Source organism: Corynebacterium sp. KPL2861 (assembly GCF_040225475.1).
Classification (GTDB): Bacteria; Actinomycetota; Actinomycetes; order Mycobacteriales; family Mycobacteriaceae; genus Corynebacterium.
In genome coordinates, this window is record NZ_JBEHFW010000003.1 from 154,811 (window position 1) to 178,853 (window position 24,043).

22 protein-coding genes are annotated in these 24,043 nt (G+C 59.1%); 14 read left to right on the top strand and 8 right to left on the bottom strand.

The window, feature by feature from the left end:
• Window positions 1-93 precede the first annotated feature (93 nt).
• Entirely contained in the window at window positions 94-1,206 is a 1,113-nt protein-coding gene (gene rlmN / locus ABRP84_RS03545; RefSeq protein ID WP_023022882.1) for a dual-specificity RNA methyltransferase RlmN, read from the top strand.
• A gap of 178 nt (window positions 1,207-1,384) precedes the next feature.
• Here rlmN and ABRP84_RS03550 read toward each other — a convergent pair whose 3' ends face one another.
• Window positions 1,385-1,897 carry a DUF2631 domain-containing protein gene (locus ABRP84_RS03550; protein ID WP_349852732.1) on the bottom strand — a complete coding sequence of 171 codons (513 nt, stop codon included), beginning with the start codon at window positions 1,895-1,897 and terminating at the stop codon, window positions 1,385-1,387.
• A gap of 114 nt (window positions 1,898-2,011) precedes the next feature.
• Here ABRP84_RS03550 and dxr point away from each other — a divergent pair, with 114 nt between their 5' ends.
• The 5 genes from dxr (at window position 2,012) to map (ending at window position 8,617) form a co-directional block, all read left to right on the top strand.
• Window positions 2,012-3,172, top strand: coding sequence for a 1-deoxy-D-xylulose-5-phosphate reductoisomerase (gene dxr / locus ABRP84_RS03555; RefSeq protein WP_023022879.1), 1,161 nt, complete (start codon window positions 2,012-2,014; stop codon window positions 3,170-3,172).
• 13 nt (window positions 3,173-3,185) lie between these two features.
• Window positions 3,186-4,394 carry a M50 family metallopeptidase gene (locus ABRP84_RS03560; protein WP_023022877.1) on the top strand — a complete coding sequence of 403 codons (1,209 nt, stop codon included), beginning with the start codon at window positions 3,186-3,188 and terminating at the stop codon, window positions 4,392-4,394.
• A gap of 178 nt (window positions 4,395-4,572) precedes the next feature.
• Window positions 4,573-5,736, top strand: a complete 1,164-nt coding sequence (gene ispG / locus ABRP84_RS03565) for a flavodoxin-dependent (E)-4-hydroxy-3-methylbut-2-enyl-diphosphate synthase (RefSeq protein WP_023022875.1) — start codon at window positions 4,573-4,575, stop codon at window positions 5,734-5,736.
• A gap of 95 nt (window positions 5,737-5,831) precedes the next feature.
• Window positions 5,832-7,682, top strand: coding sequence for a penicillin-binding transpeptidase domain-containing protein (locus tag ABRP84_RS03570; RefSeq protein WP_349852733.1), 1,851 nt, complete (start codon window positions 5,832-5,834; stop codon window positions 7,680-7,682).
• Window positions 7,683-7,747: 65 nt separating this feature from the next.
• Window positions 7,748-8,617 (top strand): type I methionyl aminopeptidase, encoded by an 870-nt coding sequence (gene map / locus ABRP84_RS03575; RefSeq protein ID WP_023022871.1) that lies wholly within the window; start codon window positions 7,748-7,750, stop codon window positions 8,615-8,617.
• Window positions 8,618-8,732: 115 nt separating this feature from the next.
• On the opposite strand, the gene mtr is transcribed toward map, so the two are convergent.
• Window positions 8,733-10,133 carry a mycothione reductase gene (gene mtr, locus ABRP84_RS03580; RefSeq protein ID WP_349852734.1) on the bottom strand — a complete coding sequence of 467 codons (1,401 nt, stop codon included), beginning with the start codon at window positions 10,131-10,133 and terminating at the stop codon, window positions 8,733-8,735.
• 35 nt (window positions 10,134-10,168) lie between these two features.
• The gene (locus ABRP84_RS03585; protein WP_349852735.1) at window positions 10,169-11,215 is read right to left on the bottom strand and encodes an alpha/beta hydrolase; all 1,047 of its coding nucleotides are present in this window, start codon (window positions 11,213-11,215) and stop codon (window positions 10,169-10,171) included.
• Between the two features lie 285 nt (window positions 11,216-11,500).
• Here ABRP84_RS03585 and mqo point away from each other — a divergent pair, with 285 nt between their 5' ends.
• The gene (gene mqo / locus ABRP84_RS03590) at window positions 11,501-12,997 is read left to right on the top strand and encodes a malate dehydrogenase (quinone) (protein ID WP_005278731.1); all 1,497 of its coding nucleotides are present in this window, start codon (window positions 11,501-11,503) and stop codon (window positions 12,995-12,997) included.
• Between the two features lie 87 nt (window positions 12,998-13,084).
• On the opposite strand, the gene ABRP84_RS03595 is transcribed toward mqo, so the two are convergent.
• A complete protein-coding gene (locus ABRP84_RS03595; RefSeq protein ID WP_349852736.1) occupies window positions 13,085-14,440 on the bottom strand; it encodes a protein adenylyltransferase SelO in 1,356 nt (451 codons plus the stop codon).
• A gap of 1 nt (window position 14,441) precedes the next feature.
• Complete coding sequence (locus ABRP84_RS03600; protein ID WP_349852737.1) at window positions 14,442-15,266, bottom strand: PhzF family phenazine biosynthesis protein; 825 nt, start codon at window positions 15,264-15,266, stop codon at window positions 14,442-14,444.
• Window positions 15,267-15,332: 66 nt separating this feature from the next.
• Between ABRP84_RS03600 and ABRP84_RS03605 the strand changes: the two genes are divergently transcribed.
• Genes ABRP84_RS03605 through ABRP84_RS03620 form a run of 4 tightly spaced genes read left to right on the top strand, consistent with a single transcriptional unit; the run spans window position 15,333 to window position 19,001 of the window.
• Window positions 15,333-16,514 carry a sensor histidine kinase gene (locus ABRP84_RS03605; RefSeq protein WP_349852738.1) on the top strand — a complete coding sequence of 394 codons (1,182 nt, stop codon included), beginning with the start codon at window positions 15,333-15,335 and terminating at the stop codon, window positions 16,512-16,514.
• On the top strand, window positions 16,507-17,268 hold the full coding sequence (locus tag ABRP84_RS03610; RefSeq protein ID WP_349852739.1) for a response regulator: 762 nt from the start codon (window positions 16,507-16,509) through the stop codon (window positions 17,266-17,268). Before ABRP84_RS03605 ends, ABRP84_RS03610 begins: the two co-directional genes overlap by 8 nt.
• A gap of 59 nt (window positions 17,269-17,327) precedes the next feature.
• A complete protein-coding gene (locus tag ABRP84_RS03615) occupies window positions 17,328-18,227 on the top strand; it encodes an ABC transporter ATP-binding protein (protein ID WP_284630974.1) in 900 nt (299 codons plus the stop codon).
• Window positions 18,228-18,263: 36 nt separating this feature from the next.
• Window positions 18,264-19,001, top strand: a complete 738-nt coding sequence (locus ABRP84_RS03620) for an ABC transporter permease (protein WP_349852740.1) — start codon at window positions 18,264-18,266, stop codon at window positions 18,999-19,001.
• A gap of 22 nt (window positions 19,002-19,023) precedes the next feature.
• On the opposite strand, the gene yaaA is transcribed toward ABRP84_RS03620, so the two are convergent.
• On the bottom strand, window positions 19,024-19,746 hold the full coding sequence (yaaA, locus tag ABRP84_RS03625; RefSeq protein ID WP_349852741.1) for a peroxide stress protein YaaA: 723 nt from the start codon (window positions 19,744-19,746) through the stop codon (window positions 19,024-19,026).
• Between the two features lie 30 nt (window positions 19,747-19,776).
• Between yaaA and ABRP84_RS03630 the strand changes: the two genes are divergently transcribed.
• The gene (locus ABRP84_RS03630; protein ID WP_349852742.1) at window positions 19,777-21,546 is read left to right on the top strand and encodes a proline--tRNA ligase; all 1,770 of its coding nucleotides are present in this window, start codon (window positions 19,777-19,779) and stop codon (window positions 21,544-21,546) included.
• Window positions 21,547-21,606: 60 nt separating this feature from the next.
• Window positions 21,607-21,969 (top strand): DoxX family protein, encoded by a 363-nt coding sequence (locus tag ABRP84_RS03635; protein ID WP_349852743.1) that lies wholly within the window; start codon window positions 21,607-21,609, stop codon window positions 21,967-21,969.
• 123 nt (window positions 21,970-22,092) lie between these two features.
• On the opposite strand, the gene ABRP84_RS03640 is transcribed toward ABRP84_RS03635, so the two are convergent.
• Together ABRP84_RS03640 and ABRP84_RS03645 are read right to left on the bottom strand one after the other, a co-directional pair.
• Window positions 22,093-22,422, bottom strand: coding sequence for a transglycosylase family protein (locus tag ABRP84_RS03640; protein WP_411702296.1), 330 nt, complete (start codon window positions 22,420-22,422; stop codon window positions 22,093-22,095).
• A 179-nt stretch (window positions 22,423-22,601) separates the two neighbouring features.
• Window positions 22,602-23,450 carry a DUF4439 domain-containing protein gene (locus ABRP84_RS03645; RefSeq protein WP_349852745.1) on the bottom strand — a complete coding sequence of 283 codons (849 nt, stop codon included), beginning with the start codon at window positions 23,448-23,450 and terminating at the stop codon, window positions 22,602-22,604.
• Window positions 23,451-23,488: 38 nt separating this feature from the next.
• Between ABRP84_RS03645 and rimP the strand changes: the two genes are divergently transcribed.
• Window positions 23,489-24,028 carry a ribosome maturation factor RimP gene (rimP, locus tag ABRP84_RS03650; protein ID WP_349852746.1) on the top strand — a complete coding sequence of 180 codons (540 nt, stop codon included), beginning with the start codon at window positions 23,489-23,491 and terminating at the stop codon, window positions 24,026-24,028.
• The last annotated feature ends 15 nt before the right edge of the window (window positions 24,029-24,043 follow it).

Sequence of the window (24,043 nt, forward strand, 5' to 3'; positions counted from 1 at the left end):
TTCTGTAAACCCTTCCAAAATTCCACTTGGCTATAAATTGAGGCGTTCCCAATTGGAAAAGTACCGGTAAACCGTGGAAAGATGGGCATCATTATGGCTCAACCAGTAAAACTTAACTTCTCCGCGCCGCGGCGCGGTCTGCCACCCAAGCACTTTGCGGATCTCTCTGAAAGCGAGCGCATCGATAAGCTCGCAGACATCGGCCTACCTAAATTCCGTGCTAAGCAAATTGCCAAGCACTACTACGAGCATCTTACTGACGACGTCGAAGAGATGACGGATATCCCCGCCGGCAAGCGCGAGGAGGTGAAGGAGGCATTCTTCCCTGAGCTCATGAAGCCTATTCGTACGACTTCTACTGATGATGGGGAGACCACTAAGTCCCTGTGGCGCTTGCACGACGGCACCCTATTGGAGTCCGTCCTGATGCGGTACCCCGGCCGTGCTACCTTGTGCATTTCTTCCCAGGCTGGCTGCGGAATGGCCTGCCCGTTCTGTGCTACCGGCCAGGGCGGACTAGACCGCAACCTTTCTACAGGCGAAATCGTCGAACAGTTCCGCCACGCAGCCGCAGCAATGGCGGCCGAAGGCGGACGCTTGTCCAATGTGGTCTTCATGGGCATGGGAGAGCCGCTGGCAAACTACAAGCGCGTGGTCCAGGCGGTGCGCCAGATTACCGGCCAGGATGGAACGGGCTTTGGGCTTTCGCAGCGCAATGTGACCGTATCCACCGTGGGTTTGGCACCTGCCATCCGCAAGCTCGCGGACGAAGACCTTGCCTGCACGCTTGCGGTGTCGCTGCACACGCCGGATGATGAGCTGCGCGATAGCTTGGTTCCGGTAAATAACCGCTGGTCCGTTGATGAGGTCCTCGATGCCGCACGGTACTACGCCGATAAATCCGCCCGCCGCGTGTCAATCGAATACGCCCTTATTCGGGATAAGAATGACCAGGATTTCCGCGCCGATATGCTAGGCCGCAAGTTGCACCAGAAGCTCGGCTCCAAGGTGCACGTTAACGTGATCCCTCTTAACCCGACCCCTGGCTCGGAGTGGGACGCAGCTCCTAAGACGCGGCTTGACGAATTCGTGCGCCGCGTCCAAGCACAAGGAGTGCCGTGCACTGTGCGCGATACTAAGGGCGATGAAATCGCGGCAGCCTGTGGCCAACTTGCCGCCGATGAACGAGAAGACATGTCGGCCTAAGAGCCCGCTGTCACAGCCACCTAGGCATTTTTGGATAAGTGCTTAGGTGGTTTTCTCGTTGTATTCTGCGTTTACACGTGCGGTGCAGTCAAACGCAGTACGGCTACGTACCCGGTAAAACCACAAAACCGCCGAGCTCCTCGCATTAAGGCGGCCCGGCGGTTTTCCGTAGCTAGGATTACAGCGCGTGCTTGCCGGAGCTTACCTCGGCAGCGTCGGACGCGGAGTCAACACGCAGGTGGGCTACGCGGGAAGGCTCGATATTCAACGCGCGCAGCTGGGAGTCGGTCAACTCGGTGTAGGCACCGGATACGGTCTTCTGGTCATAAGTCCAGTCCCGTTCTTGGTGGTCGGCCGGCTTATTATTAGAGGTGATGGTGCGCACCTGGTTGAGCTTCGGCTCGAAGGTGAAGATGAGCAGGCCCACAACCAAAAGGACGGTCAGGGCGACGAGCCAGACGGTCTCCACGTGGCCCTTGTGGTTACCAAAGTTGAAACCAATCATGAAAATCACGGAGATCCAACCCGCGATTTGCACACCAGAGCGGCTGATGCGGGACCAACCGAAGCCTGCGGATGGAACATCTTCGGTAGAAACACCGTCATAAACCTGCGGTACCGGCTTGTGGGAAGACACTTGCTCTCCTTCGCTATCGCGTGTGTCCTTTTTTCGAGGGCACACCAATGCCATTTGACTGCCTACTATTTTAAAACATCGTGGCTGCAAAGGCGATTAAACACCCCCGCCTTCTTGCCCGGATCCACCCCATAGCCGGGCGGCGTAAATGACCGCTAGGGTAGAGGGGTGACTACTCAGCGAATACTTATTCTCGGCTCCACCGGCTCTATTGGCACGCAAGCATTAGAAGTGATTGCAGATAACCCCGATAAGTTTGAGGTCGTGGGCATTGCTGCGGGCGGTTCTAACCCGCAGCAGATCATTGAGCAGGCCCGCGCCTTCAACCTTTCGTTTGACCACATTGCGGTGGCACAGACTGCGGCGGCTGCGGAGGTTTCTGCTGATTTAGGCGGCACAGTACTTTCCGGCGCCGGTGCAGCCGAAGAGCTGGTGCGCTCGGTTCCCGCCGATACCGTGCTCAATGCCTTAGTGGGCTCCCTCGGGCTCAAGGCCACGCTGGCTACGCTGGAAATCGGCGAGTACCTTGCGCTAGCGAATAAGGAGTCCTTGGTTGCCGGCGGCACGCTGGTCACGAAATCCGCGCGGCCAGGCCAGATCATCCCCGTGGATTCGGAGCACTCTGCGATGGCGCAATGCCTGCGCGCGGGCGAAGAGGGCGAGCTAGCCAAGCTCGTTCTCACGGCCTCGGGCGGCCCCTTCCGCGGTCAGACGCGTGAGCAGATGTGGGACGTTACCCCGCAGCAAGCCGCGCAGCACCCTACATGGTCCATGGGACAGATGAATACGCTGAATTCAGCCACCTTGATCAATAAGGGGCTCGAGCTCATTGAGGCCAAGCTGCTTTTTGATATCGAGCCAGAGCGCATCGATGTCACGGTTCACCCGCAGTCGGTCATTCACTCGATGGCCACTTTTAAAGATGGCTGCACTATCGCCCAGGCCTCTCCGCCATCGATGAAGCTGCCCATCTCCCTGGCGCTGAATTGGCCCCAGCGTGTGCCGGGGGCGCAGCCGGCGCTCGATTTTTCACAAGCGCATACGTGGCATTTTGAGCCGCTTGATGATGTCTCTTTTCCCGCCGTATCCCTCGCCCGCGAGGCTGCGGCGCAGGGAACTGGAGTGATTTATAACGCTGCCAATGAAGAGGCCGCGGCGGCCTTTTTGGCTGGGCGTATCCACTTCCCAGAGATTGTTGATGTTGTAGGCGAGATCCTCGGGGAGTCTTCCCAGTTTGCTGGTGTAGTCTCTACCCTCGATGAAATCCTCGCCGTAGAGGGTGAGGCTCGCAGGCGCGCGAATGCGCGCATTGACCGTTTAGCTGACTAGAAAGCTTTCTTTAATGGCAAATTTGCTGGGCATAGTGTTTTTCGCCCTTGGCATCGGGCTGACCGTGGCACTCCATGAGGCAGGGCATATGTTTACTGCCCGCGCCTTTGGCATGCGGGTGCGGCGGTATTTCATTGGCTTTGGCCCGCGCGTTTTCTCATTCCGCAAGGGGCATACCGAATACGGCCTGGCCGCGTTCCCGGTGGGTGGATTTTGCGATATCGCCGGGATGACCGCGCAGGATGAATTCCTTACGGAGGAAGAAAAGCCCTATGCAATGTATAAAAAGCCATGGTGGCAACGCATCATCGTTCTTGCAGGCGGTATTGGGGTTAACCTCATCCTCGGCTTTGTCATCTTGTATTTCGTGGCGATGACGGCGGGGTTGCCCAACCCCGATGCCGATGTGCGCCCGCGGGTGGGGGAGGTAACCTGCACCGCTGACCAAAAAGAAAACCAGGAGCTGGAATCGTGCACTGGGAACGGGCCCGCTGGTAAGGCCGGTGTCCAGGAAGGCGATATCATTCTCGCGCTCGATGGCGAGCACCTTGATTCCTTTACGCAATTGCGCGATGAGGTCATGCAGCGCCCCGGCGAGACCGTGACGCTTACCGTAGAGCGAGACGGTGAGGAAAAAGACTTCTCCATCGAATTGGAAACGGTCAAGCGCCTGAATCAACAGGGCGACTTGGTCGACGCCGGTTCGATCGGGCTGAGCAATGAGGTCCTCGACATCGTCGAGAAGTATTCAGCAACGCAGGCGGTTCCCGCAACATGGCATTTCACCACCTATTCGCTCGAGGCCACGGTGGAGGGAATCAAACAATTCCCCGCTAAAGTACCGGGCGTGGTGGCCTCCATCTTTGGCCACGAGCGGGATGTCAACGGGCCGATGTCTGTCGTCGGTGCATCGCGGGTTGGTGGCGAACTCGTGGAGCGTTCCCTGTGGGCATCGTTCTTCATGATGCTGGCGACGCTAAACTTCTTCCTTGCCCTGTTTAATCTCATTCCGCTGCCGCCCTTTGACGGCGGCCATATCGCGGTCATCTTGTATGAGAAGATCCGCGATGGCATTCGGAAACTGATGGGCAAGCAGCCGCTGGGTCCGGCCGATTACACCAGGCTTATGCCCATCACCTATGTCATGGCGGCCTTACTTATGGCGCTGGGGGTAGTGATAATCATCGCGGATGTGGTCAATCCGATCAGGCTATTTGGCTAGGTTCGTTAGCCCCTGTGCCCGCCGCGCGGCGTGAGTAGAGCGCCCAACGCTTAGCGCACGTGTGCAGCGCGAGCGCGCACTTTAGCGCTTAACCATCTAGTGCTAGAGTGGGGACGTTCAACACTTATTGTGCAATAACATTTAGCAACGAGCCACGAGCTAGAAATAAGGAGCATTCATGTCTAGTCCTATTGGTCTAGGAATTCCTGACGGGCCTCCGCCAGTATTGCACCCGCGCCGGAAAACGCGGCAATTGCACGTAGGCCCAGTGGGCGTTGGTTCTGACTACCCAATTTCGGTGCAGTCGATGACTAATACCAAGACCCATGACATCAACGGCACCCTGCAGCAAATCGCACAGCTTACTGCCTCCGGCTGCGATATCGTGCGCGTGGCCTGCCCAAAGCCGGTGGATGCGGAGGCGCTGCCGGCCATCGCCAAGAAATCCCCGATCCCGGTCATCGCGGATATCCACTTCCAGCCCAAGTACATCTTCCAGGCTATCGATGCTGGCTGCGCGGCAATTCGCGTCAACCCCGGCAACATTCGTGAATTTGATGGCCGCGTTAAGGAAGTGGCGAAGGCCGCTGGCGATGCGGGAATCCCCATCCGCATCGGCGTCAATGGCGGTTCGCTGGATAAGCGCCTGTTGGAAAAGTACGGCAAAGCCACCCCAGAGGCGCTCGTGGAGTCCGCTATCTGGGAGGCGGGCCTGTTCGAGGAGCACGGCTTTGGCGATATCGCCATCTCCGTTAAGCACTCTGACCCAGTCCTGATGGTGGAGGCCTACCGCCAGCTGGCTGCGCAGACCGATTACCCACTGCACTTGGGTGTGACGGAAGCGGGCCCGAAGTTCATGGGCACCATTAAGTCCTCCGTCGCTTTCGGCGCCCTTTTGGCAGAAGGCATCGGCGATACGATTCGCGTCTCGCTGTCCGCCCCGCCGGAAGAAGAGGTCAAGGTGGGAGACCAGATTCTCCAGTCCTTCAACTTGCGGCCGCGCAAGCTGGAAATCGTGTCCTGCCCGTCGTGCGGCCGCGCGCAGGTGGACGTGTACAAGCTGGCGGAAGAAGTTACCGCCGGCCTCGAGGGCATGGAATTTCCCATTCGCGTTGCCGTCATGGGTTGCGTCGTCAACGGCCCAGGCGAGGCCCGTGACGCAGACTTGGGCGTGGCGTCCGGCAACGGCAAGGGCCAGATCTTCGTCAAGGGCGAAGTGGTGCGCACCGTGCCGGAAGACAAGATCGTGGAAACCCTCATTGAAGAGGCAATGCGCATTGCAGATGAGCAAGGTCTCGAAGCCGTGGACGGCGCTAAGGCCGATGTCCGCGTGACGCAGTAAGCCGCATTCTTCAACGCGCTAATTTTTAATGGACTGCCCCGCACCTCGGTGTGGGGCAGTCTTTTTTGCTGCATGCGCTGCTAATGTGCCAAAGCATGAAGAAGTTATTCGCACTGGTTGCTACAGTCTCGCTTGCTGCAACTGGTGTGGTTGCTTGTACCCCTAAGCCCGTATCTGCACAGCCGGTGGCAGAAGAGTTCATTGAAGGCATGGAGAGCCGAAATAACGAGGGCTTGGAGGAGCTTACGGATTCCCCCGATGACGCCACGCAGGCCCTCGATGATACTTATTCGGGCTTGCAGGCAGAGGGCCTCGATATTGAACTCGAGGGGGTAAAGCAGGACGAAACCGTGGCCACGGCGGATTATAAGGTCACGTGGGATCTGCCCAAGGACCGCAGCCTGAGCTATACCACGCAGATGACCTTGACCAAGGCCGAAGATGAGTGGACGGTGCGGTGGAAGCCCAGCATTATTCACCCGGACTTGGGCGCGCACCAGCACTTGGAGCTGCGCGCCTTGGAAGCCACGCGCGCCAGCGTCGTCTCCTCCAACGGGGTGGAGCTGATGAGCCCCGGGTTGAATTACCGCGTCATCGTGGATACGAGCTCGCTTTCCGATGTCCGCCCCACTGCCTCCAAGGTCAGCAGCGCCCTTGCTGCGGCGCACCGCGAGGACGACTCGATCGCGGAGGTGGACGCCAAAGAGCTCGCCGAAAAGCTGGAAAAGGCAGATTCTGCCTATTCGGTGGGCCTTTATACAGAAGAGCAGGAGTCCGTCATCCGCGCCAAGATGGAGGGGATGGACGGCGTCCGCATTAATGAAGAACCCGCGCTGGTGACCCGGGACCGCGGCCTCGCACCCGATCTCTTATCGCGCGTGCGCTCGGCCGTCAATGACGAGCTCGACGGCGAGACCGGCTGGTCCATTGCCGTCGTCAATGAGAACGGTGCGGCGCTTTCCGATGTCGAAAAGCATGCGCCCGAGGCCGCCCCTTCCATCAAGGTTGGCTTGGATTATGACGTCCAACGCGCGGCCCAAGAGGCAGTGGATCAGCGCTCGGACGCCCAGGCCATGCTGGTGGCCATCCGGCCTTCCAATGGCGATATCCTGGCTGTAGCGCAGACCGAAAAGGCAGACGAAGACGGCGACGTCGCCTTGCAAGGCCAATACCCGCCCGGCTCGGTTTTCAAGATCCTTACCGCCGCTGCGGGCGTGGAAAAGCAAGACCTGAACACGGATACCATCGTTCCGTGCCCTGGCACGATGGATATCTATGGCCGCGTGGTGACCAACTACAACGCGTTCTCGCTCGGCAATGTGCCGTTAAGCCGGGCCTTCGCCCAATCGTGCAATACCACCTTCGCGGATATTTCTACCAAGCTGGCACCCGGTGAGTTGAAGGAAACCGGCAAGAAGTTTGGCTTCGGGGTGGATTATGAAATCCCCGGGCTCACCACTACGACCGGCTCGATTCCGGAGGGCAAGGAAGTACTGGAGCGCACCGAAGCCGGTTATGGTCAGGGCCACGACCTTGCCAGCCCGTTCGGCATGGCTATGGTTTCTGCCTCTGTGGCGGCGGGAAAGACCCCAACGCCGAAGCTTATTGAGGGCCGCGAGACCAAGGCCTCGGATAAGCCGGCGCAGATTTCTGAGGACGTGTTGAATAACGTGCGCGGCATGATGCGCCAGGTGGTCACCAGCGGTACCGCTCGCGGAATACAAGCAGGCGGAACCATTTACGGCAAGACTGGTGAGGCCGAGATCAATGAAGGCTCGCACGCGTGGTTTACGGGCTACCGGGAAGAAGACGATATCGCCTTCGCCACGCTCGTCGTGCTGGGCGGTGGCTCTGAATCCTCGGTAGCCATTACGGATAACTTCTTGCGGAAGCTGGATGATTACCGCTCGCGTCCCAATGATGGCCCAGCGCCGATGGTCGAATAATCCGCAGCCTCGGACGCGATACCCGGATACTGCGCTACGCGGTATGAGGACTACCATGGGCAATTATGAGTACTCGTGGAAAATTGAAGCCAGGTAAGCCAACCCCCATCCGGCCCGTGCCAGACGACATCGAGCGCCCGGAATATGTGTGGAAAGATGAGGTACAAGAGGCCATTGGTGAGCCTTTTGTACAGTCCCCTGAAGTGATTGAGAAGATGCGGGAGGCCTGCAAGATTGCGGCCAACGCGCTGAAGGAAGCCGGCAAGGCCGTAAAGCCTGGCGTAACGACGGATGAGGTCGACCGCGTGGCGCACGAGTATATGTGTGACCACGGTGCGTACCCGTCCACCCTGGGATACCGGGGATTTACCAAGGGCACCTGTGTATCGCTTAATGAAATCGTCTGCCACGGCATTCCGGATACCACCGTGATTGAAGAAGGTGACATCGTCAATATCGATGTCACCGCTTATAAAAACGGCGTGCACGGCGATAATAACGCCACCTTCTTGGCCGGTGACGTATCAGAGGAGCACCGCCTATTAGTAGAGCGCACCAAAGAGGCAACGATGCGCGGCATTAAGGCCGCAAAGCCTGGCCGCGAGATTAACGTTATCGGCCGCGTTATCGAGTCATATGCCAAGCGCTTTGGCTACAACGTTGTACGCGATTTCACCGGTCACGGTGTAGGACCCACCTTCCACAATGGGCTAGTGGTTTTACACCACGATTCCACCACGTACCGCGATATCTTGGAACCGGGCATGACCTTGACGGTAGAGCCGATGATCAATCTTGGTTCGCTGGATTACGATATTTGGGATGATGACTGGACCGTGCAGAACCGGGACGGTAAGTTCACCGCCCAGTTCGAGCACACCTTGGTCATCACCGATGATGGCAATGAAATCCTGACCATCCCAGATGAGGATTAATCGCTAGGGCCTTTCTTCAAGGCCTAGGCACGGCGAAAGCCGCCTCCTTTACCACTCGCGTGAATGACTGCGCGTAGCTTAGGGAGGCGGCTTTAGCTATGGGACTTTTGGGGGCTTAGTCCCACTCGAGACCCAAGAGGGCGTTTTCTACGACCTCAGGCAGGGCTGGGTGGATCCAGTACTGCTTGCGGGCAAAGTCGCGCAGGTCGATCTTATAGGTCAGCACGGTAATCAGCTGCTGGATCAGGGTGGAGGCCTGCGGGCCCATCAAGTGGGCGCCGAGGAGCTGGCCCGTCTTGCGATCCGCAATCAGCTTGCAAATGCCCGTAGTATCTTCCATGGCCCAGCCGTAGGCCACGTCGCCGAAGTTTTGAATCTTCACGGTGACATCGAAGCCCTGCTCTCGGGCTTCTTCTTCTTTTAAGCCCACAGTGGCGATCTGCGGGTGGGTGAAGATAGCGGCAGGAACATTGTCGTGCGGAAGCTCCTGCAGATCCTCCGGGTGGAGCAGGTTGTGCTGGATGGTGCGGGCTTCGGCGTTGGCGACGTGCTTGAGCATGTAGGGCGAAGAGACATCGCCAAGCGCCCAGACGCCTTCTGCATCCGTGAGGCCATGCGCATCGGTGGAAATGCGGCCATTGTCCAACAGCTTGATGCCGGCCTTATCCACATCCATGAGATCGCCATTCGGCTTGCGGCCGGTGGCAACCAGGATCGCGTCTGCCTCAAGGGTCTCGCCATTATCGAGCTCCAGCTTGACGCCCTGGTCGGTTTCTTCCAGCTTGGTGCCGTTAGCAATCCGCACATCAAAACGCTCGCGGGCAAGCTCGTTGAAGCGCGAGGAGAGATCGGAATCGAGGTGGCGCAGCAGGGTTTCGCTGCGGTTGACCACGGTGACCTTGGTACCGAGGCCATCGAAGACGTGGGCAAATTCCATGGCGATATAGCCGCCGCCCACGATGATCAGGCTTTCTGGTTGGCGGTCCATCCGCATGATGTCTTCGTTGGTGTAGTACTTCACGCCGGAATTGGCGTAGACCTCAGGGATTACCGGGCGGGAGCCAGTAGCGACGACGATCTGATCGGCGCTGACGACGTGATCGCCGGTCTGGATGGTCTTAGGGCCAACGAAGCGAGCGTGCTCGTCGTAGACGGTGATATTTGGGGTCTTGTCGCCGCGGCGGTAGTCCTCACCGCTTTGGGCGATCTGGTCGATGCGGTTGTGGAAGACGCGCTCCACAATGGAGCTCCACTCCACGTTGTTGACTTGGGCATCAATGCCAAGACGCTCGCCTTCGCGAGCGGCGAGGGCGACATCGGCGGCGTAGACGTACATCTTGGTGGGGATGCAGCCGACGTTCAAGCAGGTGCCACCGAAACGGCCCTTTTCGATGATGGCAATCTTCTTATCGTGAAAGTCGCGGTTAGCAATGGAGTTGCCGGAACCGGTGCCGATGATGATGAGGTCGTAGTGTTCCTCTGCGGCAGGAGTATTTGCTGTATCAATTGTGATCATATCTGTACCTTAATCTATGTGTCCAATTCGGATATTTATGCTGGTGTAGGGGCATCCACGATGGTGGGAAGCCAGGCATCGCACGCTGCGAAGGCCTCTTCTAAGGGTTGGGGGAGGGACAAAAAGACATCGTGGCGCGCGCCTTCGATGGAATGCAGCGTGTAGTGGGCATTGAGCTCTTTCGCCCACCGCCGGGTCTGGGCGACATCGATGATGCAATCGGCGTGATTAACCGCATCGCAGTACGGAGTTCCCAATAGGGAGCGGGTAGATTGCAGCGTCAATACGGGGACCCCAGCATTAATGCGGCCGCTGTGTATGGCATCGAAACCGTGGAATACGGCGGCTAGCCAGCCGATATATTTCTTATGCCCGGCTAGGGGCTTCATGCTGAGGTCGTAGTCCCATTCGCCGTAGAAGTCCCTGTGCACCGATTCGCCATAGGCAGTGAGGTTGCCCCCAGGTAAGGCGGTCTTGGGTGCGATTTTGGCGGCGGAATATATGACAGGCTTCAGCGCGGACACCGCCCAGCCGGGAACACCCATCATGTCCAGCCAAGGGCTATTGAGTATCAGACCCTTCAGGCGGGAGAAACGTTCCGGATCATGGCGGCGTAAAAAGTCCATACACAGTGGCGCAATCAGGCCACCGGTGGAGTGGGCCATAACGAATACTTTGTCGTTTGCGATGGCATCGAGGGCCGCGGAAAGATCCGCGTTATATAAGGACAAATCCGAAACGTAGTGCCAGGACTGGCCCGGGCGGTGCGAGCGGCCGCATTTGCGGAGATCGACCGCGTAGAAATCGTAGCCTTGTGCCGCAAAGTGCTGTGCGACGTGCGTTTGGAAGAAATAGTCAGTCATCCCGTGCAGCCATACCAAGGCTGGGCGGGAAGTGCGGGAAGGCGATGAAGAATCGACAGAGCCCGCCGCCGCGGAGCCTTCAGCCGAGCCTGGCATATAGCGGACGAGGGTGGTGACAACTTCCCCCTCGCCATCGGGATCGGGACCAAGGTCGAGGGTGGCTGATTGAAAATCGGGGCCGAGCATATCGGGCCCCCATGACGGAGTTGCTGTAGCCATGACACGAGTCTAGTCAACTCTAGGGGCTCGCTACGGGAGCTGCGTGACCTGCCATTATTTCCACACAATGTGAAGTGTATTACACGACGTCCTATATTGTGGTGACCAGGGTGGGGGAGAAAAACCAATCGAGAAAAGAAAAGCGTAAGGTAAGGCGTTAATGCGTGACACATCGGCAGGTTGTCTGTGCAAAACAGTCGCGGTGTGGGGCGCAAAGCGCTTAAAATATATGGTGCAGAATGCGCCGATGTATATAAATTTTCAATTCGAAGAGGTTATAACACAGTGTCCTCAGCAAAGAAGACAGCACAAGTTGTAGATGAGGTTGATGTCGCACTGGTCGGTGCCGGCATCATGAGCGCCACCTTGGGCGCTATGCTCCGCGAGCTGGAGCCGAGCTGGACCCAGATGATCTTTGAGCGCCTTGATGGCCCCGCCCTGGAATCCTCCTCTCCGTGGAATAACGCCGGTACCGGTCACTCTGCCCTGTGCGAGCTCAACTACACGCCAGAGAAGAACGGCCGCATCGATATCTCTAAGGCGATTGCAACTAACGAGAAGTTCCAGAAGTCGCGCCAGTTCTGGTCCCACCAGCTCAACAATGGCATCCTGACTGAACCTAGTGAGTTCATCAACCCAGTCCCGCACGTTTCCTTCGCCCAAGGCGAAATCCAGGCGGACTACCTGAAGCGCCGCTACGAGGTACTGAGCGAAAAGCACATGTTCCCCGGCATGCAGTTCTCTGATGATGAATCCACCTTTGCGGAGAAGCTGCCGCTCATGGCGGACGGCCGCGACTTTTCCAATAAGGTCGCTATCTCTTGGACCGAAGTCGGCACCGACGTGAACTTCGGCGCCCTGGCCAAGCAGTTCCTGACCGCGGCGCGCGCATCTGGAACGGAGATCCGCTACGGCCACGAGGTCTTCGATATCGACCGCGACGGAAATGACTGGAAGGTTTATTCCAAGAACAAGCACACCGGCGATATCACCGTGGTGAAGGCGAAGTTCGTCTTCGTCGGTGCCGGCGGCTACGCCCTGGATCTGCTCCGCAAGGCAAAGGTGAAGGAAGTAGCTGGCTACGCCGGATTCCCCATTTCCGGTCTGTGGCTGCGCGCCAAGAACCCGGAGCTCATTGAGCAGCACCAGGCCAAGGTTTACGGTAAGGCAGCAGTCGGTGCTCCTCCGATGTCCGTGCCGCACCTGGATACCCGCGTTATCGACGGCGAGAAGGGCCTGCTGTTTGGCCCGTACGGCGGCTGGAGCCCGAAGTTCTTGAAGAAGGGTTCCTACCTGGATCTTTTCAAGTCCATCCGCCCGGATAATATCACCTCCTACCTGGGCGTTGCGGTACAGGAATTCGGCCTGACCAAGTACCTCATCGATGAGGTGCGCAAGGACTTCTCCGACCGCGTTGATTCCCTCCGCGAATACGTACCAAATGCAAAGGAAAGCGACTGGGAGACCGTGATTGCCGGCCAGCGCGTACAGGTCATCAAGCCTGCAGGCGCACCGCGCTTTGGCTCCCTCGAGTTCGGTACCGCACTGGTCAATAACCAGGAAGGCAATATTGCCGGCCTGCTCGGTGCCTCCCCGGGTGCTTCGATTGCCCCAGCCGTCATGCTGGAGCTGCTGGAGCGTTGCTTTGGCGAGCGCATGATTGACTGGAGCGATAAGATTCGCGAGATGGTCCCGTCCTACGGCATGAAGCTGGCCAATGATGAGGACTTCTACAACGAGATGTGGGAATACACCCAGAAGACGCTGAAGCTGGAGCGCTAAACGCCTTCGGCTTGGATTAAGTCCCAGCCCGTGCCCTCCGTGCAGAACCTACTGCACGGAGGGCTTTGTGCTGCGCAACCCCGAAAATTAGGTACCGCAGTAGGTGAGAAAACCTGCAAGCCCATTCGGGTCGGGTTGTTCGTAGGACGGATGCGGCTCCCACGGGTGGGTCACGGCGTGGAGAAGCTCAGTAAAGGGCTGCATATCGCCTGCCTCGGCAGCGCGCAGCGCGGCTTCGACGGCCATGTTGCGGGGAATGACCCGGGGCATGGCAGCATCCACGGCTTCCGGAGCAGGTTCAGTGGAAAGGTAGCTTTCCAGGAAGTCCGAATCTGGGAAGAGCTCTTGGGCAGGAAGGGTGTGGCCGCGGGCGGCATCGGCAAGCGCGCGGTGCGCCAGCGTGATATCCGGGCGAGATAGCTGCATCGCAGTAAGGTAGGCAGAGGCGACCTCGGTGGTGGTATCGAGGGCCGCGGCCATATCGCTGCGGCGCTGGGTGGCGAATTTCTCCTGGAACCCGTTGATGGTCTCTTGCGCGAAGTCGACCCCGGCATTGATATCGGCATTGAAAAGCGGCACGAGCGATTCCGCGAGCCGGGCGAGGTTCCAGCCCAGGATGGCTGGTTGATTGCCAAAGGCATAGCGTCCCTGCTGGTCAATGCTGGAAAATACCGTATCGGGAGAGTATGACTCCATAAAGGCGCACGGGCCATAATCAATGGTTTCGCCGGAGATGGTGGTGTTATCCGTATTCATCACCCCGTGGATAAAGCCCAAGCGCATCCATGAAGACACGGTGGCTATCTGGCGGTCCATCACGCCCTGGAAGAACTCCCGGTAGTCTGCCCCAGGGTAGTGGCGCGCGATGGCGTAGTCCGCGAGAGCCTGGAGGTGGCCGGACTGCGCGGCATAGTGAAAAGTACCGACCCGGATGTGGCTGGCCGCCACGCGGACCAGGACGCCCGCCGGCTGCACGTGGCCGCGCTGGATGGGCCGGCCGGTAGAAATCACGGCGAGGGAACGCGTGGTGGGCACGCCGAGGGCGTGCATGGCCTCAGAAATCAGGTATTCGCGCAGCATGGATGAAAGGGTGCCGCGGCCATCAGCACCCAGGCGGGAATAGGGGGTAAGCCCCGTGCCCTTGGCGTGGAGATCCCACAGTTTTCCGTCTTTTTCCACCTCGCCCAAGAGCATGGCCCGGCCATCGCCCATCTGTGGGTTGAAGGAACCGAATTGGAAGCCGGAATAGGCCATGGCATGCCCGCCGTCGCGGCCCAAGAGGAAATCCAGGCCCTCTGCGGAGCGCAGCCAGTCAGTATCCAGGCCCAGCTGCTGTGCTAGCTCCTCATTGAGGACCACGAGCTGTGGATCCGGCTGCTCTTCGCCGTGCGTTGCCGACACTAAGTCCAGCAGGTGCTTTACATAGTCGTGGTGTAGGTGCATTTTAGACCTCCAATTGTCCTTGCACGCGGATGTGGACGCGGCCGCCGACCCAAATATCGGCGCCGTCATCGTGAATAAAGACCTCGCCGTCTCTTCCCAGTTGGCTGCCCTGGCAGGCGGTGTAGCGGGCGGGGACGAGGCCTCGCGAGCGCATGAATTGCGCGGCACCGCCGTTGAAGGAACCGGTGACAGGATCCTCGAATTCTGCGGTAAACGCGCGCACTTCATAAGCGGCGGAATCCCTACCCGCGGTGGTATCCAGCATGCCCACCACGCCCACCTTGGGGCGAGTGGCGGCGGGTTGAATCGCGCACACGGCCGCGGCATCGCGCAGCTGTATAAGCCGCCAGCCGGGCCCATTATCCACCCAAGCGGAATCGATGACATCTGCTTCTGCGATATTCAATCCCGCGCAGGCCTCCGCAATCTCAGCACTGCTTAGCGGCCCGCTAGCGCGCAGGGGCGGGGTGGCAAAAGAATAAATTCCCTCGCTTTCGCGCACAGAGACCGATCCCACCCCGCATTCTTGCACTATGGTGCCTTCCTTCTGCGGTTCATTGCCGAGCGCCCGCCAGACGGCGGCGCTACCCAAGGTGGGGTGGCCGGCGAAATCAAATTCCTCGTGCGGGGTAAAAATGCGCAGGCGATAGTCCGCCGCGGGATCGGTGGGCTCGAGCAAGAACGTGGTTTCAGAAAAATTGGTCCAGTGCGCGATGGCCTGCATCTGCTGCGTCGAGAGCCCATCGGCATGGGCCACGACCGCGAGCGGGTTACCGGAAAACGCCGAGGTGGCAAAGACATCGACTTCAAAGAACTGGAGGTACATGCCCGCCAGTGTAGTCAGCCCTGGGGATGAGGCCGGGCGGTTAGCTTCTGCGCTAGCCTTGCTCTTATGTCTAAGCTTTGGCCGGATCGTCTGCGCGATTGGATTGGACCGCCGTGGCGAATTATTATCCCCGTGTTCTTCGGCGTGCTTTTGCCCAACGCCGCGAACTTTTTACACACCGATTCGCCCTTTCAAGCCATCGTGGCGGTCTTGTACACCGTTGGCATTCCGCTGGCACTGTGGCTGCATCCCAAGCTGCAAGAAAAGTCCATCTTCTTCGTCGCCGGCACCATGACGCTGTGCATCTTCACGCCCTTGGCCTCCCTGGCGAACTTCCACGCCCCAATTTTTGTTTACACGGCTTTTCTCATTGGCACGCACTCACGCAAGCGTTTGCGCTATATCTGGCTTGCCTGGATTGCCCTAGGCTCCTTGGCCGGAACGACCGCAAGCCTATTTGGGGAAAAGTTCTTCGCGGGTAGCGACATCGGCCTGGGCGATGCGACCATGAGCCCGCTGCTTGCCTATGCCGGCACGGTCCTGCTCGGCTGGCCGGTCCTCGGATTTTTCTACCTGCTCGGCACCAATAACCGGAAGCGCAGGGAGGGCCAACAGCTGCTCATCGAGCGCGCGGAAATGGCCGGCGCCGTCGAGCGTAACCGCATCGCCCGCGAGATGCACGACATCGTCGCGCACAACCTCGCCGGGGTCATTGCGCTTGCCGATGGCGCCCGGTTCGCCGCCGCCAAAGATCCCACCGTAGCAACGGAGGCGCTCGATACCATCGCCTCTTCTTCCCGCGAATCCTTAAAACAGATGCGCAGCCTGCTATCCGTCTTGCGCGAAGTAGACGCGCGCGGGGAAACCAAGGCCCCAGGCACCTCAGACATTGCCGGACTGTTCTCGGAAGCCCGGCGCGCGGGCTTTGATATCACCGTCTACGGCATGGAAAAGCTACCTACCGATAGCGATGAGCTCTATCAATTCACCATCTACCGCATCGTGCAGGAGATGCTGACGAATATGCTCAAATACTCCAGCCAAAATAGGGGAACCCTGCGCTTTCGCAGCGATAAGTCGGCGCTTACTATCGAAGGGCACAACCCCATGGCACAGCCTGACGAGGACCACAGCCCAGGCTATGGGCTCATCGGGATGAAAGAGCGCGTAAAGGCCTATGGTGGCAGTGTGTCCACCAAGACCGAGGATGGAACGTTTGCAATCACCGTGGAGGTACCGCATGTCTAATCCGGGGCAGGAACCTGAGCCCATTCGCATTGCGCTTGTCGATGACCAACCGCTCCTGCGCGCCGGGTTCGCCATGCTGATCGGCTCGCAGGAGGATATGAGCGTGGTCTGGCAGGCCTCCGATGGCGATGAGGTACTGGGCCTTGCGCGGCAAGAGCCCGTCGATATCATCCTCATGGACGTGCAGATGGCGCGGGTCAACGGCATTGCGGCCACGGAGGAAGTTCTCCCGGAATGTCCCGATACCAAGGTCATCATGCTGACCACCTTTGATGACCAAAACTTTGTCCACGGTGCAATCTCTGCCGGGGCTTCTGGATTCTTGCTCAAAGACGTCGAACCCGAGGAGCTGCTCTCAGCCATTCGCACCGTGCACTCAGGCGAGGCCGTGCTCTCACCGCGCATTACCGCTCAGGTGCTCCAACAAGTCCGCAGCGAGGAGGGTGGGGATAGCGGGAAGGAGCACTCGGCTTCGCAAACCGCCGCGGCGGTACAGCCCGGCGCCGGTGCCGCGACCACCCCGCCTTCTGCGGAGCTTACCCCGCGCGAAATGGATATTTTAAGGCTTATGGCATTGGGGTATTCCAATACCGAAATATCCGAAGAGGAATTTGTCTCCATGGCAACGGTTAAGACCCACGTGCGCCACGTGCTGACCAAGACCGGGTCCCGCGACCGCGTCCAAGCCGTGCTGTATGCCTATACCCATGGGGTGGTCACCGTAGAGGAGCTGCTTTCTCATCCCCAGGGATGAACGATTAAATCCGCCTCGAGGATGGTTACTTCGCGCCGGGAAAGCGCCAGGATAAAACCATGCTCACAGTCACACAGCTTTCCAAGAAATATGGTTCCTTTACAGCAGTAGACAACCTCTCCTTCGAGGTTCCCGATGGCCAGGTCACCGGGTTCCTCGGACCCAATGGTTCCGGCAAATCCACCACGATGCGCATGTGCGTGGGGCTAGAAAATCCCACCTCCGGCACCGCCACTTTCGATGGCACCCCATTTCGCGAACTACCCGATCCCGCCTCCACGGTGGGAACCCTGCTCGATGCCAACTGGTTCCACCCCGGCCGCAGCGCCCGCGCGCACCTGGGCTATATGGCGGCGCTGCAGGGGGTATCGATGGATCACGTCGATGACACCCTGGAGCGCGTCGGGCTCGGAAAGGTGGCGAAAAAGCGCATCGGGGGCTATTCGCTTGGCATGAAGCAGCGCCTGGGCCTCGCCTGCGCCATGGTCGGACAGCCCAAGCATCTGCTACTCGATGAGCCCGTCAACGGCCTCGACCCTGAAGGCGTGCACTGGATGCGCGACCGCATCCGCGAGTTCGCCGCTGGGGGATGCGCCGTGCTGGTGTCTTCCCACCTGCTCTCAGAAATGCAGCTCACGGCGGACCGCCTAGTGGTCATCGGCAAGGGCAAGCTCGTCGGCGAAGGCACAGTAGAAGAATTCGTCAATGCCTCCGGTGCTACCACCGTGGAGGTCGTGGTGGACCAGCCAGAAAAGCTGGCCCGGCTGCTGCACGATTCGCAGGCGGAGACCTCCTTTGATGGGGAGGTTCTGCGCATTACCGGCCTAGACCGCGATGAGGTCGGCCAATTGTGCTTTGACCACCGCATCCGCATCAGCAGCCTTGAGGTCAAGCATCCCTCCTTAGAAGACGCCTTCCTCGGCGCTACCGCAGACCACCTGGACTACCGCTCCGCATAACCCCGTTATCCACTATCGAAAGGCAGATGACGAGCCATGAATACCATCGTTTCCGAATCCCGCAAGATATTTTCCCTGCGCTCAACGTGGGTCTACCTCTCTATCATCACCGTCGGGCTGACAGCCGCCAACGTGCTGATGGGAGCTATCCGCAATGACGACAGCGCCCTCCAATCCTCCGACCTAGCTATCGGCGCCATCTTCGCCGTGGTCATCATGATCTTTTCTTCGGCCACGCTCGTCGGTGGCGACTTACAGAAAGGCACCGTAGCCTGGAGCTACCTATCTACCAACCGGCGTTTACAAGTGCTTTCGAGCCAGATCCTCGTCATTACCGTGGCTAACGTTGCCGCCGCGGCCTTGGCAGGCATCCTCGGAATGTTGTTTAACGCTGCGCTCGGCAGCTCGTATGACTTCTCCAGCTTCGTGCACTACCCAGATAACGCCGTGTTCCTATTTACCTTTGTGGAATACATCGTATACACCCTGCTCGCTACCGGCTTGGCATATATCCTGCGCAGCGGCACTTTCGCGGCCATGCTGCTCATTATTGAGTACTTCGTCATCGAAAGCGTACTGACCTCGATGGACATGGGCTGGGCCAAAATCATCCTGCAGATTTTGCCCGATGCCAACCTGCGCACCTTCTTCCAAGGCCAAGACACCTTCGGGCTCATGGCCCCGCAGTGGGTATCCGGCGTTATCGTCCTAGCCATGGTGGTCGCTGTCCTCGGTGGGGCAGCGGCCGTCCAGCGCCGCCGCGCCGTGGTCTAAGCTCCTGCCAGGCACTCACACCCTACGGGGATACGACGAGGGTAAGCTCCCGTGAGCCGTGCGGTGGCTCCTCCACCGTCATGCCGGCAGCGCGCGCAATAGCGGCGACATCGGCGGCGCTGAAGGCATCGGCAGGCGAAAGCGCCAGCTGCCTGGCCAACAGGCCCTTATAGTGCTTATTAAAGTGGCTGACCACCTTGCGCGAGCCATCCGGTTGCACGCTTTCTACCCGCACCGTCACCGCCGAAGGCAGCCGGCCCAATTGCTGGTAGGTGCCCGATCGCAGATCCACAACCAGCTCGTCGATGTTTTCTAGTGCCTGCGTTATCTGCTTGCCCCAAAAAGACTTCATGGTGCGACCGCCCAGCTTAGTTCCGCCCGATAAGCGGTAATGGGGGATAGGGTCGTCCGCGCGCAGGAGGCCGAAGAGGGCATCGCCAATAGCAAGGCGCCCCCACGAGGGAAGGGAGGACGCCGAAAGTGCATCAAAAAGCACGCCAGTATAGCGCTCGACCGCCGGCATGGTGGGGGTGGTAAAAAGCTGGCTGTTGGATTCGGCCTCACCGCGCAGCTTCTCCGAGAGCTTCAGCGCGACCATCGCCTCATCAACGGGAAGAGACTGCAGCTCAGCGGCTATTTCGCGCCGCGTATCGGTAAGTTCTGGAAAAGATAGGTTGGCAAAATCAAGCGGCTTTCCGGTGCCGCCATGGGCCTTGGTTTCTGAAGGAGGGAGGACAATGAGCATATAGCTAGGGTAGCGATGTATATTTTGACCATGATTACCCGCCTTTCTGAACTATTTCTCCGCACCCTTCGCGAGGACCCAGCCGATGCCGAGGTCCCCAGCCACAAGCTGCTGGTGCGTGCCGGTTACGTGCGCCGCGTCGCGCCGGGCATCTACACCTGGCTGCCGTTGGGTCTGCGCACCCTACGCAAGATCGAAGACGTAGTACGCCAAGAAATGGATGCCATTGGCGGGCAAGAAATGCTTTTCCCGGCCCTGCTGCCGCGCGAGCCCTATGAAAAGACCAACCGGTGGGTGGAATACGGCCCCAACCTATTCCGCCTGCAGGACCGCAAGAACGCGGACCTGCTGCTGGGCCCCACGCACGAGGAAATGTTCGCCAACGCCGTAAAGGACATGTACTCCTCGTACAAGGATTTCCCGGTCACCTTGTATCAGATTCAGACGAAGTACCGCGATGAGGAACGCCCCCGTGCCGGGGTGCTGCGCGGGCGCGAGTTCGTGATGAAGGATTCCTACTCCTTCGATATGAACGATGAGGGGCTTGATTCCTCCTATGCCCGCCACCGCAAGGCATATCAGAATGTTTTTGACCGCTTGGAAATCGATTACGCCATTTGTAAGGCCACCTCTGGCGCGATGGGCGGGTCCGCCTCCGAGGAGTTCTTGGCGCTTTCTGAGGTGGGCGAAGACCTCTTCGTGCGCTCCACCGAGGGCGATTATGCGGCCAATGTAGAGGCGGTCGTGACCCAAGCGCCCCCAGAAAAAGATATTGCGGGCCAGCCCGCGGCGAAGGAGTACCGTACCCCGGATGCCGCCACCATTGAAGCGCTTGTGCACTGGGCGAAGACCGAGGACATCGCCGTCGACGGCCATGAGGTCCGAGCCGCCGATATCCTTAAATGCGTCATGGTGGAGGTAACCCACCCGGCGCTTGAGGACGCTGAAGAGAAGAAGGAATTAGCGGCCGTGCTGATTCCGGGCGATCGCGAACTAGATCCCAAGCGCCTTGAGGCAGCCTTAGAGCCTGCGGAATTCACCCTGGCCAGCGATAAGATTTTTGCGCAATACGATTTCTTGGAGCAGGGCTTTGTGGGCCCGCGCGCGCTGAACTCCAATGGCGTGAAGGTCTTTGCCGATCCCCGCGTGGTCAAGGGCTCTTCCTGGATCACTGGCGCGGATGCGCAAAACTGCTACGTCGTGGGCTGCGTGGCCGGCCGCGATTTCCACGTCGATGAGTTCGTGGAAGCAGCAGAGGTGAAAGAGGGCGATCCCGCACCGGATAACCAGGGCACCTTGGCCTTGCAGCGCGGCATCGAACTGGGTCATATCTTCGAGTTGGGCCGCAAGTACACCGAGGCCTTTGACGTGCAAATCCTCGATGAAAACGGCAAGCGCGCCATCCCCACGATGGGCTCTTATGGTATCGGCATCTCCCGCATGCTGGCCGTGCTGGCAGAACAACGCCACGATGATAAGGGCCTGAATTGGCCGGTGGCGGTAGCGCCGTACCAGGTGCACGTGGCGGTGGCAAATAAGGATGCCGCGGCCATGGAGGCCGGCGATAAGCTGGTAGAAGAGCTATCCCAGGCGGGCCTTGAGGTGCTTTTCGATGACCGCCCCAAGGTCTCCCCGGGCGTGAAGTTCAAGGACGCAGAGCTACTCGGCATGCCGTTTGTGGCCATCGTGGGCCGCGCCTTCAAAGACGGCATCATCGAGCTGCGCATCCGCGGGCAGGAAACTCTGGAAGTTCCGGCGGAGAAAATCGTGGATAAACTCCTTGAGCTGGTGCGGGCTTAACTTAAAGCACCGCGCCAAGGTCCAGCGCTCATAAGCAGGGGCAAGGTAGCCTGGGGAAGCATGAGACTTAATAAAAACGTGCTCCCCACGGCCCTTATCACGATGGGCACGCTGCATTTCCTGCGCGCTAAAAATTTTGAATCTATCGTGCCGCCGCAGCTGCCGGGCTCGCCGCGGTTGTACAACTTTGCTTCCGGCGCCTGGGAAATAGCTACCGGCTGTTTGCTCACCGAGCGTGCCACTCGCGAATCCGGTGGCGCGTCAGCCGCGGCGCTATTTCTTGCCGTGTGGCCGGCGAATATGTACCACGCCTGGATCGAGCGCGATGCGCGATGGCCGAAGAAGCTGTATCACATCATTCGGCTGCCGCTGCAGATTCCGTTGATTCGCTACGCATGGAAAATTGCGCAGGGTAGGGAATAAAACCAAAAAGAACCGACACCCAATTTTCCAAGAAAATAGATACCCAGAGGAAATCGGGGGTCGGTAACTTGCGTGATGCCGCCGCTAGCGCAGCATCACGCGACCGCTGCGGGCAGAAGAGGTTTAGCCAGCCACGGGGCCGCCGCAATTAGGCCATGCGCCAGCTCCTTGGTTTGCAAGAACATTTTCAGCGATATCAATCTGCTGCTCCTTTGTGGCTTGGTCAGCGGTAGCCGCGTACTGGGTGCCGCCGCTACCGGCCCAGGTTTGCTGGGAGAACTGCAGTCCGCCGTGGTAGCCATTGCCGGTGTTGATGTGCCAGTCACCGCCGGACTCGCACGCGGCGACTTGGTCCCAGGCGCTCGCGGGGGCTGCATTGGCGGCTGGTGCGGCAATGCCGACGATGCCCAGCGTAGCTGCGGCCATAGTGAGCAAAGTCTTCTTAGTACGCATTGAGAAAGCACTCCTTCTCATTGTGTTTTTGGGCTTGTGGAATCTCCACCAAGCACGTAATCCACCAAGTTACGTAGGGGTCGGACGAATTATCAATGAATATCGGCCTATAACTCGCTGTTTTTTCGCTGCCCACCGGACAGTGAATGTTCAGGTAGGCGCGGTGGGAAAACCGAGAACTATGCTGCCTTGGCTTCGGCGGCGGTGCCGATTAACCAGTTCAGCCACTCCTGGTTTGGGCTTTCTTGTTGTGCGGCAGCCACTGCGGCCGCGTGCCATTTGTCGGCTTCTTGTTCAACCAAGGTATCGAGGAAGGCGGCAGCGGAGTCCGCATCGCTGGGAAGCGTTGTTCCACCGGAGGAATAGGCAGGCTCCGGTTGCGGAACTTCGCCGTTTTGGCTCAGCGCCTCTTGCAGTTGGTCGATGCGGCGGTGATGGAGGCTTAAGAGCTTATCGATGCGCCCTTCGGCAGCAGGATCGCTATAAGCCCGAGCGAAATCCAGCCCAAAGACCTGCTCGTATTCCCACTGCAGCAAATCGGTGGCGCTTTCGCGCTGGGGCTGGGAGAGCGTGGGGATATCGGGGGCATCGCCAGGCAGCCAAGCATTAAGCGTGATGGCCTGTTGCGTGATTATGGGCCGGGATTCAGAATTGACCTCATCGGCGGCTTCCGTGGTGGCCGAGGCGGCTTCTTCTAGTACCTGGGAGGAATCTGGGGCCGGCGGTGCCTGCGTGGGCCGTTCCACCTCACAGCTGTGCGGGACGTTTCCTTGGTCATCGGTGCCGCAGAGGCGCGCAATCTCCTCATACAGCGCATCGGCTTGGGAGCTGCGCATATCCGCGGCCGCATCATCGACGCCCTGGAGGGCGAGGCTATCGCTCGCGGCGGCCACGGCAAGGCGCTCGAGCGCGTCTTCTGGGCGCGGGCCAAAATAGTCGACGACGGAATCGACCGCGGAACAGCCCGCGAGTGCGGGCAGGGCGGCAGTCGAGGCTACACAGGTTAAAGCAATACGTCGGCGGTTCACCCAAAAGACTGTACCTTGAAGGACGTAGGCTAGTGGGCATGGCTTTCCCAGATGCACAACAATTAACTGATTTGCTCCAACCTCGCCTAGAAGCCCGCGGGCTCGACGTGGAGGATATTAAAACCACTAAGGCGGGGAAGAAATCACAGGTCATCATCCGCATCGATGGCGATAGGCGTCCGAGCTCCGACGTATTAGAGGAAGTCTCCGACGATATTTCGGACTTCTTCGATGAACTAGAGGCTGCGGGCGAGCTGAATTTTGGCGCCGGATATACCTTGGAGGTCTCCACCCCCGGTGTGGATTTGCCGTTGACCGCACCGCGCCACTGGCGCCGCAACAAGGGGCGGAAGGTGACCTTTAATCGCGGCGACGACACGAGCCACACCGCACGCATCGGCGCGCTCAACGCGGACGAAGATGCCGTTGTCCTTATCACCTCTGAGAAAAACGAGGTGCATACAGAAGTGGAGCGATTGGAAAACATTGCCCGCGCAGTGGTAGAAATTGAGTTTGCACAGCCATCACAGAGTGAGCTAGACGCCGTGCACCAGCCATTTGCAGAAGCCGAGAGCTAACCGGCAATCGAGAGG